The sequence below is a fragment of the Halosolutus halophilus genome (assembly GCF_022869805.1).
In the GTDB taxonomy this organism is placed as follows: domain Archaea; phylum Halobacteriota; class Halobacteria; order Halobacteriales; family Natrialbaceae; genus Halosolutus; species Halosolutus halophilus.
The window spans coordinates 3,376,332-3,390,093 of record NZ_CP094974.1 but is presented as its reverse complement, the minus strand read 5'-3'; the positions used below and the strand labels follow the sequence as shown (position 1 = coordinate 3,390,093).

The window sequence follows — 13,762 nt, the reverse complement described above, 5'->3', positions numbered from 1 at the left end:
CGATCGAGAAACGGAGCGTAGTGTTGGTACCACCACGACGTCGTATGACAATAGGTAACAAGAGCGTATGGTGGCCAGCGCCGCGATCGGAGAGTTCGCCGAGATCCTCGCACATCTAGAGCAAATCCCCTGGCGGTGGCGTTCGAGTGCGGTATTCGGAGCACCGTGCCGGTCGAATCGCGAGTCAGAACTTAATTCTCACGCGGTGACGTGACAGTTCGCATGCGGATTGACGATCGATACGCGATAGTACTCGGTGAATTTGACCACGTCGTACTGGGCCAGTTCCGCTTCGACGTCCGACTCGACGGCTATCTGGCCGTCCTCACACACGACCCTGTAGAAGCAGTCTTTGGCTGTATCGGAGAGTTCGTCGATGTGGCGGACCTCCAGCGAGGGTGGAATCGATTCGATTCGGGATACTGTAACTCGCGATCGCATGCTAAACGCTACCATTTATCTACACTCTCTCACCGGTAATCAATATACCGGCATCGGTAACTTCCCGCGGAAGTTCCGCGTGATCGAGTAGCGTCCTGGAACGATAGCCGATCCGCGCGTACACTACGAGTATAGTGCGCGTATACGACCGATATTTCGCGAGTGGTCGACCCGGAAGGTGATCCGTCGGCCCCGAAACTGATCGAGACGAGGCGTTCGTGACGCCGATCGACGAAAGTGGTTTTACAGGCCGATGCGCCTCGCACTGGCCGAGGATATAACCGAATATACACACGTCTACTGGGGGATCTTGAATAACGACGGCTGGAAACCGACCGTCCGACGTTCACCGCCGCTGACTGTTTGGCAAACGTTATTGTGTTTGGCAGGCACACGCACACACGAAGATGACAGCCGATTCGGAGAACATCATCAGTGTCGGTGATACCCTTCTCGAACGGTATCCCGACGGGTTCTCGACCGACTTCGAGGAGAACAAGGATCAGGTCGAGAAACTAACTGACGTCGAATCCAAACGGGTCCGAAATCGGATCGCCGGGTACGTCACACGAAAGCGCACTGGTAACGTCCAGTGAACCGATACCCTGGTGGTTCGCGCTATCCGGTCACGGGCCTCTTCGAACGATCGACACTGCGATCGACTACGAGTACGTAACCGGAAGAAACCATTATCTGTGTTTATACGGAGCGTATATGGTATGGCCACGATCAGAATACGGGACTGGACCAAAGAGCAGTTAGAAGAGATTCAGGACGCGGAGTCTCACTCGTCACACGACTCGGTCATCAAGTCGCTGCTGAAAGACCACGAGTTAGCGCAGTTCGCACACGCCACCGCACCGAGTGACGAATCGATCGAGTCCGAATCAACGCCCGAGGAGAAGGCCTTCGACGATTTGACCGTGTTCGACGAACTGACCGCCGTCGATAACGGCGTCGTGTTCCTCTGGTGTCCCAACTGTGGCAAGGAGATGGCGCATCTCTCCGTCGAAAACCCGATCCGGATTCCCGTCTACGAAATGGAATGCCAGCGCTGTCTCACGCACCTCGACCATCACGCGATCGTCGGCATCGAAATCGGCTATCCGATCGAAAAACGGCTGGTCGAGGAGACGTTACAGGACGATCTCAAAGCTTGCGTGATCGATTACTGGGATCGAAAGCTCGAACAACTGGCCATCGAGGTTTCCGACGACGCCGATCTAGATCATCTCGTCTGGCAGTTCGGCCAGTACGTCCGCACCTTCAACTGGGACTGGCCGTCCGACGTCCCCGTCATCGGGATCGAAATCGGTCGAACCTATCGTGACGACGTAACTGGTGACGTCCTCGAAGTACTCGAGTGCGTGACCGAAAACCGGAACGAACTCGATTCCTACCGGGTTCGGCGGTACCGGAACGACGCGGACGACCCGGAAACTGAAATCATGGGGAAAGACTCACTGATGCCGCTTCTCCTTCGTCGAAGCCTGTATGTAGAGGAAGAAGAGGCGTCGAACACTGATCCGTAGTGCGTCGTTCACACTTCACGCCGACTCGCGATCGGTTCGGCCGCGACTTGACGTCCTCCCATCCTACAGGGGAGGATTCTCCGAAGGAAGATCGATCATCTGCGAGAAGCGGTCCGGCTGAGAGGCGTCAGGTGCATCCTCGCACATAGTCGGGGGCGCCCTCGTACATGGAGACCGTCCCGCCGAAGGCGTGGGTCCCGGATCGGCATCTACGGCCCGCTCATTCTCCTTGACCGCCTGCATCAGCGCGCCCGAGTGGACGTGGACGGTGTCCTTCGGTTTGCCAGCGGTTCCCGACGAATAGAGGAACACCGGCTCCTGGGCCGACGGAAGTTCCCTGGTGGCGTAATCGTCGTCCTGCGATTCGTCGGCGTCGGTCCAGTGCTCGTCGGGGTCGTCCCAGGGGTCTCGCCGGCGAGTCCGAGTCGGTCGAAGACGATCGTGTGTACGAATCGGCGATCGGCGATATCCGGCCTCACGATCGGAGACGCGTTCCTCGAAGCGACCTTTGTCCCTGTACAGTCGGTCGTGTTCGACGTCCCATTCGTGTTGTGGCTGATTCGAGTATCCGGCTCGGTCTCTTCGAATTATCAGTTATTGATATTGTTCTGTATTATGGGAATTGCGGTGCCTAACGAGTCCGCTCGAGGATCTATTACCGGGTACGGAAAGTCGACATGCAGTCAGCAACTGGGATCCAACCGGTTCAGGTTCCGATCGACGAAGTGGTGATCCACCACGACGGTCAGCGCGACCGACTGAACGCTGCTGTCGATCCATCATTGAACGAATTTCTCCTCGTACCGCTCTATTCAAACCGAACTACACTATTTTCTTCGATGTTCTACGGTAAACTCATCGAAAACCAGAGCGTCACGAAGAGCGTGTTTCTCGTCGATCCAGTACCGCGGCTTGAAGCCGCACTTCACCGGTCGGGCTCCGATTTCGAGACGGAAAACACGGAAATCGGAGCACCAACGGATAGTTATTCTAAGCGATAAAAAGTCGAACCTCACGGATTAGAAACCATTTAGACGCGGCGAGACAGACACCGTCGAAACGTGGCTCCAGAGCGACACATACTGCTGGAATTACCTCCATTGACCGCTGCCTCGCGTTCGCGTGTCTGTTACGATCCGCCGAGCGATCGATTTTCGTTCGAATCGTACTCACTGGTGCGTACGCGACGTCACGATTGCGAACGAGATGGACGGTGACGATGCCCTGATCGCCCCGTCAGACCCTTCTGTTGGAACGAGGCTCCAATCGCACGCACCGACTCTACGAATCGGAGACAGAGGTGGAGCGGTTCACTTGCTGCGCCCGTAGCGAACCGATCGACCCGAAGAGTGGATCGTTCACTCTCTAAGCGAGATCGGGTGGATTTTCGGCCGGACGCTGTGACCGGGACTTCGCGATCGAGGTCTCGAAGTCGCCGAATCGACCGAAGAGACTTCGACAGCGAGCGGTCTGTATCGAGCGACGGACGGATGCACTCATCATTTTCTGAGAATCTCAAGAGAGGTTATGGGACGTGTATACAAACACCAATGTGGACGGTCCAATGAAACCTACACGTCGAACGCAACTCACGGTGCTGGGCAGTACGGCCGCGATCGAGAGCATAGGGACGGCAACTGCGCGCGAGCAGCCATCGAAAGGACGGATCAGGACACTCGGTCACGCCCTTCTCTCGGACCCGCCCGGAGGATACACCGAGAGAGACGTCCGCGACGACGGCCAGGACGCGCTCACGGGGAAGGTGGTAGCTTCCTCGTCGATACAGGGTCGCGCCTTCGAAGGGGGACGTACCCATGCGTAGTCCCCAGAGACGCGACGTCCTGAAGGCGACCAGTGCGCTCGCCCTCGCCGGCATCGCCGGCGTCGGAAGTGCCAGCGGCCCCGACGACGGCGGCGACACGCTTCGCCTCTTCAGCGAGGTGGCAGTCGGCGGGTCCCTCGAAGTCTCCACCCAGGGTACTCGCGCGTACGTCGCGACCGGAAACGGCCTCGCGGTCGTGGACTGGCGAAACCCGACTCGACCCGAAGTCGTCGGATCGATGACCGCCGCCGACCCCGCGGGAGGTATCCTCGACGCCAAGGTCGAGGGCGACCTCGCGAGTCTCGCGAGCAACGGCGGTCCCGGCATCACGCTCGTGGACGTGAGCGATCCGACCGACCCCACGGAAATCGGGTTCGTGGACGTCGGCCACCACATCCACAACAACTTCCTCGCGGACGGCTACGCCTACCTCACCGTCAACGAGTCCGGCGACGCCGCGTTCAGCGAAGCGCGGACCACCATCGTCGACGTGCGCGACCCGTGGAACCCCGAAGTCGTCGGCGAGTACCGACTCAAGGACGACTTCCCCGAGTTCGCCGCGGGCGGCGTCAATCCGTGTCACGACGTCTACGTCCAGGACGACCTGCTGTATCAGGCGTTCTGGGACGCCGGCGTCGTCGTCGCCGACGTGAGCGATCCGACTGACCCGCAACTGGTGTCGCAGTTCGGGGAGGCGCCGAACGCGGACTCGCCAGGGTTCGACCTTGAGGAGTACCTCACGGCACCCGGAAACGCCCACTACGTCCAGCCGTCGCCGGACGGTGACCTCGTCTACGTCGGCGCCGAGACGTTCCCCGGTGGCTTCGTCGAGAACCCCGACAACGACGACTACGGCGGCATCACGATTTTCGACGTCTCGGACTACGACGAGCCACGGGAACTCGTCCGGATCGACCCGCCGAACGTCGATGCGTTCCGCACGTCGCACAACTTCGACGTCACGGCGAACCGCCTCCACGCCTCGTGGTACGACGGCGGCGTGACGGTCCACGACGTAACCGATCCCGCGAACCCCGAAACGGTAGCGAGCTATCACACCGACGATACGTCGTTCTGGGGCGCCGAGGCCGCTCGAGGCTTCACCGTCGGGAGCAACATCGGCGGCGGCCTCGTGTTCCTCCACGAGGACCGCGGAAAGCGGGGCTCGCCCGGCTTCGATACCACCGGTCGCCCCGACTCGCCCGGCATCGAGTAGGGGATCGCAATAGCGATCCGGCATCGGGATTCCCAGACGGTCCTGCTGTAGTAACGTACGGGTATCTCGATACTGGGGACAGTGTACGCCGGATAACTCGACACGAGTTCACCAGTTCCGAGTTCGAGACGGCGACGACGATCGGAAACAGTGTCGATGCTGTACCGACGATCCCAGACGGCGATGCGAATCGAAGGTTCTACAGGGACGGTCGACCCTCGATGCTCCCGGACGGGCCGGTTCTATCGGAGCAGCCGCCGGTGTTCGGGTTTCATACATCGATCCTGGACGACTCGCACCCCAGCGTCCTCTGCTCGCGCAACCGCATCGTCGTCGTGAATGCCGAGCTGGAGCCAGATGACGTCGACGTCGTCACGTTCGAGTACCTCGTCGACGATCCCGCGAACTTCGTCACTCGGCCGGAATACGTCCACGATATCGATCCTTTCGTCGACGTCGGAAAGCGAGTCGAAGGCCGGCCGCCCCAGGACCTCGTCCGCGTAGGGATTGACGGGGATGACCTCGTACCCCTGCGCCTGGAGGTACTTCGGTATCTCGTGGGCGTCCTTGCCGGGTGTCGACGAACAGCCGACGACGGCGATCGTTTCCCGTTCGAGTATCTCTCGCAGTTCGGCATCCGTCTCTACGGGCATACGTCGTGTACGGACCGAAACGGCAAAACGGCACTGTCGTCGCGACCGCAACCCACGTCCACTCCAGCACCGGGCCCGACCGAGGGATCGTCAGTTGCAGACCGGAACGCGACGCTCACGATTCAGGTGAGCAGATCGGACCACAGCGGGACGGTACCACTGTCACCCGCAATAGCAGTTGCCGTCGGGACAGAACGACGGTTCCCGGTCACCGATCGAGAGACCGAGCGTTGACAGGGAACTCCGCAGTCGCTGGCTGGTGGTCGTCTCGGGCCGAACCATTCCGCCCACGGCACCCGTCGGCGACTCTCCGGCATCGATGGTCGTGAGAACGTCCCGCTGCTCGTGATCGATCACTGCAACGTGGTTCGCCGTCTGGACCGGGACGTACAGTTTCTCCCGAGCAGGACCCCAAGCCCCGGATATCGCACTCCCGCCGACGTCGAGTTCACGGTCGACGGCCCGTTCGTCGAGGTCGATCACCGTCACGGCGTCGATGTCGGGGGTAAAGAGGTAGGCTGCCTCGCTATCGGGGTCGATTTCGCTCGTGATCGGAGGCGCCGATACCCCGTCGTCGCGAGTGATGCGTTCGAGTTCGACTGGCTCCTCGGGATCGGAGACGTCCCAGATGCTCTCGGATCCCCGACGCGGAATATCCGGATCGGGTCCGAGTTCGCCCTCGCCGTTCTCGACCAGGAGACGATCGCCGTCGAACGACGCCGTACACATGAACGGGAGGACGCGTCCCTCTCCTGCCGGATCGCCGACGTCTATCCGAGCGGCGATTTCGAACGGATCGACGCGAACCACGGTCAGCGTCTCGTTCGCGATGTCCGCCACGAATCCGTACTCGCCGCTCGGAGTGAGCGTCATATCACACGGCCCTGTGTACCCGACCTCGATTTCGCCCGTGACCTCGCCGAACGTGTCGCTCTCACGATCGGCATCGATACGAACGAGGACGTGATCCTCGGGATCGTCCGGGTCGGGGTCGATGGTCGTCGTCCCGCCGGCAGCGACGAGTAGATGGTTCTCGTCCGGCGTCAGGTTGGGATAGTTCGGTTCGAATCCGGTTTCGATCGCCGCGATCTCGTCTAGCGTGTGCTGATCGAGGGCTCTGACGCCGCCGGAGACGTTGAGCCAGAGCGTGTCGGACGCCGAATCGACGCCGGTTCCGTACTGGTTGGCCGGGAACGACGCGGTCGTATCGATGAAGACGGTCTCGATCAGTTCGTCACTCGTGGCGTCGATGATACTCAGCGTTCGATCGCCGTTGTTGAACACGTACACCGTCGGCGCACGCTGTCCGTTCGTGTCGGACAGACAGCCCGACAGCGTCGCGGTCGCGCCGATGACGGCCGACGATTGCAGGACTCGTCGGCGATCGATTCCGTTCCGGAACGGGTCCCTCGCCGTCGGATTCGATCGACCCCGTCCTGACTCGCTGCCGATGTCCTCGTCCTCGTGGTGGACCATACGTGAGTTTCGGTCGGAAGCCAGTAAATACTGAAACACGCCTGTGCGTCGATCGCACACGACCAACGTCCGGTTATTGGGTACGCGCCCCCTCCGATACCCATGGGAGACGGACGGATACCCGGCGGCATCTCCAGACGGCATTGTATCGACTCGACCGGAGGCGTCGGTCTCGCCGCCCTGGCAGGGTGTCTGGATAGTTCCGGCGCTTTCGATCGCGGAGCAAGTGACGTGAACGGGTCGACTGGCGGCCCGCCGACTGCCGATCGGTCGCTCCCCGAGGAGTACACGACTCGAGAACTCGACGAGGCGAGCCTCTCCGGCGGCCCGGGACAGGACGGCATCCCCTCGATCGACGATCCGCAGTTTACCTCGGCCGACGATCCACCCACCAACCTGGCTGACGGCGATCCGGTCTTCGGCGTCGTCCTGAACGGCGAGGCGAAGGCCTACCCACAGTACATCCTCGTCTGGCACGAAGTCGTCAACGACGTCGGCGGCGGCGAGTCGATCGCGGTGACCTACTGTCCGCTGACGGGGACGGCGCAAGGCTTCTCCCGCGGTGAGAGCGACGGTGGAACGAAGCGGCGCTCACGGGACCCGGTGGCGATCGGCAGAGCTCCCGTTCGTCAGTGGGGGCGTCCCGTGACCCCCTCCGATCCAGCCCCGGCAACCTCGCCCCTCCCGCTGGTCCAGGAACCTGGAGCCGAAATGGCGACTGCGGGACCACCGGTGATAGCGAGCGAGTCAGAGGAGGGCCCGTTTCGGTGGGTTCCGTCTCGCTCGTCGGCCACCGCCTCCGCCGTGAGAGCGCGCCTCGAAACGTCGGCCGTCGCCGGTCCGCGTGCTGGTCGACGAGCAGCGATCGGTCTCGCGACTCTCGTGCCGGACCGCACAACGGTTTTGTACCGTGCTGACGGTGTTCGCAAACGACGGACGTGCCGGCAGATCGAGACGAGGACAACGACTCCAACGGTCCCCCGACCGGGCGAATTCCCGCGACGGGGGCCACGGAAACGCAGTCCAGCGAGACGCCGCCGGCGTAACGCTCGCCCGCGGCCGACGCGCACCGACTGCTCGAGAGTGTCAGGTGCGCGGGGTCAGCCGAGCCGTCCCTGACCGGGATCGCCGCGGTCGGCGACGACGTACCCTCGGCCGTTCGCCGCGGATGCAGAACCCGAAACCAGTTCGTATGACTCGAATCACTCCCCCGTTCGAAACCGCTCGAGGACAGGATACATGACGCCACGAAGCGTATTCAGGAGAGCCAACGGCGTATCGAGACGAACCGTACTGGCTACCGCGACCGCCGTCGGCGTCGGAACGATCGCGGGCTGTCTGGACGACGCGGACGGGACCGAGCAAGAGGCCGCCCAGGGGACCGGTGACGGAACCGGGGACGACGAAACCGACGTCAGTGAGGAGGAGAGAGCGCTCGCTGCGGAGATGGTCGATGCCATCGACGACGAACTCTCGGTGACGGACTGGGAATTACACGGGATGTTCATCCCGGAGTACGCCGACAGCGGCGGCCTGGAGGCCGACGTCCCGATACTCGGGGACGCCTACGCCGACATCGTCGATCAGGGGTTCGATCGGCGGGCGATGCCGACCGCGCTCGCGGACGACGGAACCGTGGACTTCATGGTCTTTCTCGAAACGGAGTGGGCCAACGCGTACCTCGACGGCGACTGGTCGGAAGACGAGTACTACGCGGAGATCGAAGACTCCGAACACTGATCGACGGCACGGTTCGACCGATGCGGTCCGGTCGACGTGACCCGATCGTTCGGACGAGCTCCGGGCAGCGTCTCCACCCGCTGTCCCGTCGGTCGTGTCTCGCCGGCGAACACCCCCGTTCGCTATTTACGTGTTCTCGGAGTCGATACCGCTGGAATGGGCGATTTTGACGTCCTCGTCATCGGTGGTGGCACAGCCAACAACGTCGCCGCGGCGGCGGCGGATCGCGGACTCGACACGGCGCTCGTCGAACCGGGACCGCTCGGAGGGACGTGTCTCAACCGGGGCTGTAACCCCTCCAAGATGCTCATCCAGGCGGCGAACGCGGTCAATCACGTTCGGGATGCCGAACGGTTCCACGTCGACGCCAGCCTCGAGGGGATCGACTGGGAAGCCGTCGTCGACGAAATGGACGGCCTGCTCGGCGGAATCGCCGAGGACATGGCGCAGCGATACCGCGAGAAAGACCACCTCACGCTCTTCGAGGAACGAACGGCGTTCGTCGACGACCGGACGGTCGAACTCGACGGCCGGGAGGTGACTGGTGAGAAGATCGTCGTCGCGACCGGCAGCCAGCCCGTCGTGCCGCCGATCGACGGTCTCGACGAGATCGACCACCTGACGAGCAAAGAGGCGCTGTACCTGACCGACCCGCCGGAGAGCCTCGTCGTCCTCGGCGGTGGATACATCGCCGTCGAACTCGGCTACGTCTTCGAGTCGATCGGGACGGACGTCACCATCGTCGAGATGATGGACGCGCTCGTCCCGCGAGAGGACGGCGACGTCTCCGCGACTTTCACCGAAATCGCGAGCGATCGCCACGACGTCTACACCGGACATCAAGTAACAGCCGTCGAAGCGGTTGGAGACGGACACCGCGTCCACGCCGAGACCGAAGCCGGCGAGACGATCGCCGTCGACGGCGAAGAGGTCCTCGTCGCGCTGGGCCGACGGCCGAACACCGATTCGCTGAACCTCGACGCTGCCGGTATCGACGTCGACGATCGCGGCTTCGTCGAGACGAACGAGTATCTGGAGACGTCCGCGGAGAACGTGTGGGCCCAGGGCGACGTCGCCGGAAACGCCCTGTTCAAACACTCCGGCGACTACGAGACGCGCCACGTCATCGACAACGTCGTCCACGACGAGCGTCTGGCACTCGATCTCACTGCGATGCCGCACACGATCTTCACCGACCCACAGATCGCCGGCGTCGGTGCTACCGAGGAGGAACTCGAAGAAGCAGGCCGCGAGTACGTCGTCGGCCGCGCCAACTACGCCGACTCGGCGATGGGGCGGGCAAAGAAACTCGAGGAGGGCTTCGTGAAGGTACTCGGGGCTCCCGACGGCGAGATCCTGGGCTGTCACGTGATCGGCTACGAGGCGTCGATGTTGGTACACGAGACGGTCGTCGCGATGCGGACCGGTGCCGCCGTCGACGAGGTGGCTGAGACGATCCACGCCCACCCGACGCTCGCGAAGGTCGTCGAGGCGGCGTTCCGCGACGCCTCGAGGTGACCGATTCCGAATACCGCTCCCTCTAGACGGTGACGACGTCTTCGCGTCGTCCAACCCTACCGATGAGGGCTGTTCGGACTCCTCCCGTGGGCCGTGTTCGTCGATCACCCCGTTCCTACCGCTGGGGCAGCGAAGCTTCGTTCTCGAGGGTGCCACTCGTGCCAGCATCGGTTTGCGTGTGGTACGCTCCGGGACCGATAACAGGCGTCGAGCGTGACTGCACACCCACTCACGATTCGGCAGCCTAAAGCGATGTCCCGGCCACACTCGCGTAAGTGGTTCATGTAACGCTTCAACGGCTCCCACGACGTAAACGGCCAACTGAAGAATCGCGGGTGAGAGTGTCCGCACAGCTTGACTCTCAGCCAAAATAATAATATTACTAGAAATTAAATAATACTTATCTTTGTGTGGAACTCCCTACCACCTATGAAAGACGAGGTTACTACTCCAGACGGTCACGATCGCGCGACTCTCCCGAGCGACGACCTGTTCCGCGTTCTCTCGGACTCGAGTCGACGGACCGTACTGTTCCATCTCCGTCAGCACAGGGCTGCGACGCTCGACGAACTGGTCGACGTGCTCTCGGCGACCAGCACGGAGGACTCTGGTGAGTACGACCGAGCGCACGCGCAAACGTCGTTGCTCCACAGTCATCTCCCATTACTCGAAGATCACGGCCTCCTCACGTACGATCCTGGCGAGCGTATCGCCGAATCGACGAACCTCCAGGGCAAAATCGGCGAGTGGCTCGATCTCGCGGTCCGCCAGCAGATCCGGTTCGAAAACGCGAGCGAAACGCACGATCGATCCGGCGACGAGATCATGGTGTTGCTCGTCGACGACGAACCCGGACTCCCCGAAACCATCGGAGCCTACATCGAACGCGAGAACGACGACGTGGAGGTCACTACCGCGGCGAGTGCGCTTGAGGCGGTGTCGACGCTCGAAGACGAGTCGTTCGACTGTATCGTCAGTGACTACGATATGCCCGCGATCTCCGGGCTCGATTTTCTGAAAGCTGTTCGCGAGGAGGACCCGACGCTTCCGTTCATCGTCTTTACCGCCAAAGGGAGTGAGCGAGTTGCGGGCGAGGCGATCGCAACTGGTGTCACCGACTACGTCCAGAAGGGACCCGACTCCGAACAGTTCGACGTCCTGGTCGAACGTATCCGCAAGGCCGCTACCCAGGATTGAAACTGTCGTACGCTCGTCCGTACTGCATCGTGCCACCCGTGTAACCGCCTGATCGATGACCGACGCCCAGCCCGAGTACGAGCGATTGATCGAACGCGTCTCGGACGCGTACTGTGCCGTGGATTCCGAATGGCGAATCACGTACTGGAACGAACGGATGGAGGCGTGGACTGGCAGTCGGGCAGCGGACGTCGTCGGTGGCGTTCTCTGGGATGCCCTGCCGGCGCTTCGCGGATCGCCCCTCGAGTCACACTGCCGTGCGGCTGTGGAAACGCACGAATCACGGTCGATCGAAACGCAGCTCGGTGAGTCGTCTGACACCTGGTTCGAGGTGACCCTCTATGCCGACGCGGACGGCCTGTCGATCATCGCCCGTGAGATATCCGATCGAAAGGTTCGGGAAGCGGACGTCCACCTCGCGGAAACGGTGTTCGAGAACACGCAGGACGCGCTATTTCTCGTCGACGTCGACGAAGACAGCGACGAGTTCCGGCTCGAACGAGTGAACCCGGTCTACGAATCCCACACTGGGCTATCGAACGACGAACTCAGCGGACGGCGGCTACGGGACGTCTTCGGCGACGAGCAGGGGAGTGCCATCCTCGAAAACTACCGCGAGTGTGTCGCCCGCGATGAGTCGCTCCACTACGAGGAGGTCCTCTCGGTCCCCGACGAGCGGACCTACTGGGAGACACAAATTGCACCGGTCAGTATCGACGGCAAAATCGAAAAAATCGTCGGCGCAACGCGCAATATTACCGACCGCAAGGAGCGAGAACGCCAGTACGACGCTATCCTCAACCAGACCTACCAGTTTACGGGTCTGCTCGACCCCGACGGAACGGTGCTGGAGGCGAACGATTCCGCGCTGGAATTCGGCGGGTTCGACCGCGAGGACGTGCTGGGCGATTCACTTTGGGAGTCCGAGTGGTGGCAGAACGGCGTGGACGCCCAGGAAACCCTAAAAGAGGCGATCGAGTCGGCAGCCGACGGCCAGTTCGTCCGGTGCGACGAGGAGGTCCAGGGCGCCGACGGGACCGTGATCATCGACTTCTCGCTTCGTCCGGTCACGGACGAACGGGGCGACGTCGTCCTGCTCGTGGCCGAGGGACGAAACATCACGGACCACAAACGACGGGCCCGGGAACTCGAGCAAAAACGGGAGTTTCTCGGGCATATCCAGTCGGTCGCAGCGATCGGCGGGTGGGAGGTCGACTTCCGGACGGAGACGATGCGATGGACGAACGAAGTCTATCGCATCCACAATATGCCCCTGGAGTACGAGCCGACGGTGGAAGACGGAATCGGCTTCTATCACCCTCGAGACAAGGCGACGATCACGGACGCGTTCGAGCGGCTACAGACGACGGGAGACGGGTACGATCTGGAGTTGCGGATCATCGCGAACGGCGACGAACCACGCTGGGTTCGAACGCTGGGAACGCCGTGGTACGACGACGAGGGCGAACTGATCGGTGCCCGCGGCGCGTTCCAGGACATCACCGAGCGCAAGGAACGCGAGCGGACGCTTCAACGGACCAACGATCGTCTCGAGGCGTTCGCATCCGTCGTGAGCCACGATCTTCGCAACCCACTCACAGTCGCGCAGGCCGCGCTCGAACTCGCCCGGGAGAGCGGTTCGTCGGAAGATTTCGATCGCATCGAGGCGGCACACGGGCGGATGAACGCGCTGATCGACGACCTGTTAACGCTCGCACGCGACGGCCAGCAGGTCGACGAGACGCACCCCGTCGCACTCGCCGGCCTGGTCGAGACAGTCTGTGAGACGATTCCGGGCGACGACGCCACCATCGACGTCGCGCTCGACGACTACCGTATAGAAGCGGACGAGGCGCGGTTGCGTCAGTTGCTCGAGAATCTCCTCTCGAACGCGCTCAACCACGGCGGCGTAGACGTGACGATCCGAATCGGTCCGCTGGACGATGGAGCGGGATTCTACGTCGCGGACGACGGACCGGGCGTCCCGCCTGCGATACGCGACGCGATATTCGACCAGGGTTTTTCGACGACGAGCGACGGAACCGGCTTCGGCCTCGCGATCGTCAGGGGGATCGCCGACGCCCACGGCTGGACCGTCGACGTGACCGAAAGCGTCGACGGCGGCGCGCGGTTCGAAGTGAACACCGGCCGGTACCCGCCGGACTGA

General features: G+C 62.2%; 13 protein-coding genes. 10 read left to right on the top strand and 3 right to left on the bottom strand.

All coding sequences use genetic code 11. The annotated features are described in order from the left end of the window. Window positions 1–198: 198 nt before the first annotated feature. Complete coding sequence (locus MUG98_RS16720) at window positions 199–456, bottom strand: DUF7979 domain-containing protein (protein WP_265108565.1); 258 nt, start codon at window positions 454–456, stop codon at window positions 199–201. Window positions 457–848: 392 nt separating this feature from the next. Here MUG98_RS16720 and MUG98_RS16715 point away from each other — a divergent pair, with 392 nt between their 5' ends. From MUG98_RS16715 to MUG98_RS16690, 5 genes are all read left to right on the top strand, one after another. Then, window positions 849–1,037, top strand: coding sequence for a 30S ribosomal protein S17e (locus MUG98_RS16715; protein WP_265108564.1), 189 nt, complete (start codon window positions 849–851; stop codon window positions 1,035–1,037). A 123-nt stretch (window positions 1,038–1,160) separates the two neighbouring features. Next, window positions 1,161–1,973: a hypothetical protein gene (locus MUG98_RS16710; protein WP_265108563.1), complete on the top strand. Its 813-nt coding sequence runs from the start codon at window positions 1,161–1,163 to the stop codon at window positions 1,971–1,973. Window positions 1,974–2,650: 677 nt separating this feature from the next. After that, a complete protein-coding gene (locus tag MUG98_RS16700) occupies window positions 2,651–2,974 on the top strand; it encodes a hypothetical protein (RefSeq protein WP_265108562.1) in 324 nt (107 codons plus the stop codon). Between the two features lie 563 nt (window positions 2,975–3,537). Continuing rightward, window positions 3,538–3,795, top strand: coding sequence for a hypothetical protein (locus tag MUG98_RS16695; protein WP_265108561.1), 258 nt, complete (start codon window positions 3,538–3,540; stop codon window positions 3,793–3,795). Next, a complete protein-coding gene (locus MUG98_RS16690) occupies window positions 3,788–5,011 on the top strand; it encodes an LVIVD repeat-containing protein (RefSeq protein ID WP_265108560.1) in 1,224 nt (407 codons plus the stop codon). The genes MUG98_RS16695 and MUG98_RS16690 overlap by 8 nt, the downstream gene beginning before the upstream one ends. Before the next feature lie 242 nt (window positions 5,012–5,253). Here the strand turns inward: MUG98_RS16690 and MUG98_RS16685 are convergent, their stop codons facing one another. Both MUG98_RS16685 and MUG98_RS16680 read right to left on the bottom strand, forming a co-directional pair. After that, the gene (locus tag MUG98_RS16685; protein ID WP_265108559.1) at window positions 5,254–5,664 is read right to left on the bottom strand and encodes a CoA-binding protein; all 411 of its coding nucleotides are present in this window, start codon (window positions 5,662–5,664) and stop codon (window positions 5,254–5,256) included. A gap of 162 nt (window positions 5,665–5,826) precedes the next feature. Beyond that, a complete protein-coding gene (locus MUG98_RS16680) occupies window positions 5,827–7,140 on the bottom strand; it encodes a YncE family protein (RefSeq protein WP_265108558.1) in 1,314 nt (437 codons plus the stop codon). 102 nt (window positions 7,141–7,242) lie between these two features. Between MUG98_RS16680 and MUG98_RS16675 the strand changes: the two genes are divergently transcribed. The 5 genes from MUG98_RS16675 to MUG98_RS16655 all read left to right on the top strand — a co-directional run bounded on the left by MUG98_RS16675 (window position 7,243) and on the right by MUG98_RS16655 (window position 13,762). Next, window positions 7,243–8,259 carry a DUF3179 domain-containing protein gene (locus tag MUG98_RS16675; RefSeq protein WP_265108557.1) on the top strand — a complete coding sequence of 339 codons (1,017 nt, stop codon included), beginning with the start codon at window positions 7,243–7,245 and terminating at the stop codon, window positions 8,257–8,259. Between the two features lie 120 nt (window positions 8,260–8,379). Further along, window positions 8,380–8,880: a hypothetical protein gene (locus MUG98_RS16670; RefSeq protein WP_265108556.1), complete on the top strand. Its 501-nt coding sequence runs from the start codon at window positions 8,380–8,382 to the stop codon at window positions 8,878–8,880. Window positions 8,881–9,036: 156 nt separating this feature from the next. Then, window positions 9,037–10,398: a dihydrolipoyl dehydrogenase family protein gene (locus MUG98_RS16665; protein WP_265108555.1), complete on the top strand. Its 1,362-nt coding sequence runs from the start codon at window positions 9,037–9,039 to the stop codon at window positions 10,396–10,398. 429 nt (window positions 10,399–10,827) lie between these two features. Beyond that, window positions 10,828–11,595 (top strand): response regulator, encoded by a 768-nt coding sequence (locus MUG98_RS16660; protein ID WP_265108554.1) that lies wholly within the window; start codon window positions 10,828–10,830, stop codon window positions 11,593–11,595. A 55-nt stretch (window positions 11,596–11,650) separates the two neighbouring features. After that, entirely contained in the window at window positions 11,651–13,762 is a 2,112-nt protein-coding gene (locus MUG98_RS16655) for a PAS domain-containing sensor histidine kinase (protein WP_265108553.1), read from the top strand.

Excerpts from the sequence above, each read along its gene's own strand:
- MUG98_RS16675 (WP_265108557.1), top strand. The coding sequence starts at position 7,243 with ATGGGAGACGGACGGATACCCGGCGGCATCTCCAGACGGCATTGTATC.
- MUG98_RS16715 (WP_265108564.1), top strand. The coding sequence starts at position 849 with ATGACAGCCGATTCGGAGAACATCATCAGTGTCGGTGATACCCTTCTC.
- MUG98_RS16665 (WP_265108555.1), top strand. The coding sequence starts at position 9,037 with ATGGGCGATTTTGACGTCCTCGTCATCGGTGGTGGCACAGCCAACAAC.
- MUG98_RS16720 (WP_265108565.1), bottom strand. The coding sequence starts at position 456 with ATGGTAGCGTTTAGCATGCGATCGCGAGTTACAGTATCCCGAATCGAA.
- MUG98_RS16685 (WP_265108559.1), bottom strand. The coding sequence starts at position 5,664 with ATGCCCGTAGAGACGGATGCCGAACTGCGAGAGATACTCGAACGGGAA.
- MUG98_RS16660 (WP_265108554.1), top strand. The coding sequence starts at position 10,828 with ATGAAAGACGAGGTTACTACTCCAGACGGTCACGATCGCGCGACTCTC.
- MUG98_RS16700 (WP_265108562.1), top strand. The coding sequence starts at position 2,651 with ATGCAGTCAGCAACTGGGATCCAACCGGTTCAGGTTCCGATCGACGAA.
- MUG98_RS16655 (WP_265108553.1), top strand. The coding sequence starts at position 11,651 with ATGACCGACGCCCAGCCCGAGTACGAGCGATTGATCGAACGCGTCTCG.
- MUG98_RS16695 (WP_265108561.1), top strand. The coding sequence starts at position 3,538 with ATGAAACCTACACGTCGAACGCAACTCACGGTGCTGGGCAGTACGGCC.
- MUG98_RS16670 (WP_265108556.1), top strand. The coding sequence starts at position 8,380 with ATGACGCCACGAAGCGTATTCAGGAGAGCCAACGGCGTATCGAGACGA.
- MUG98_RS16680 (WP_265108558.1), bottom strand. The coding sequence starts at position 7,140 with ATGGTCCACCACGAGGACGAGGACATCGGCAGCGAGTCAGGACGGGGT.
- MUG98_RS16710 (WP_265108563.1), top strand. The coding sequence starts at position 1,161 with ATGGCCACGATCAGAATACGGGACTGGACCAAAGAGCAGTTAGAAGAG.
- MUG98_RS16690 (WP_265108560.1), top strand. The coding sequence starts at position 3,788 with ATGCGTAGTCCCCAGAGACGCGACGTCCTGAAGGCGACCAGTGCGCTC.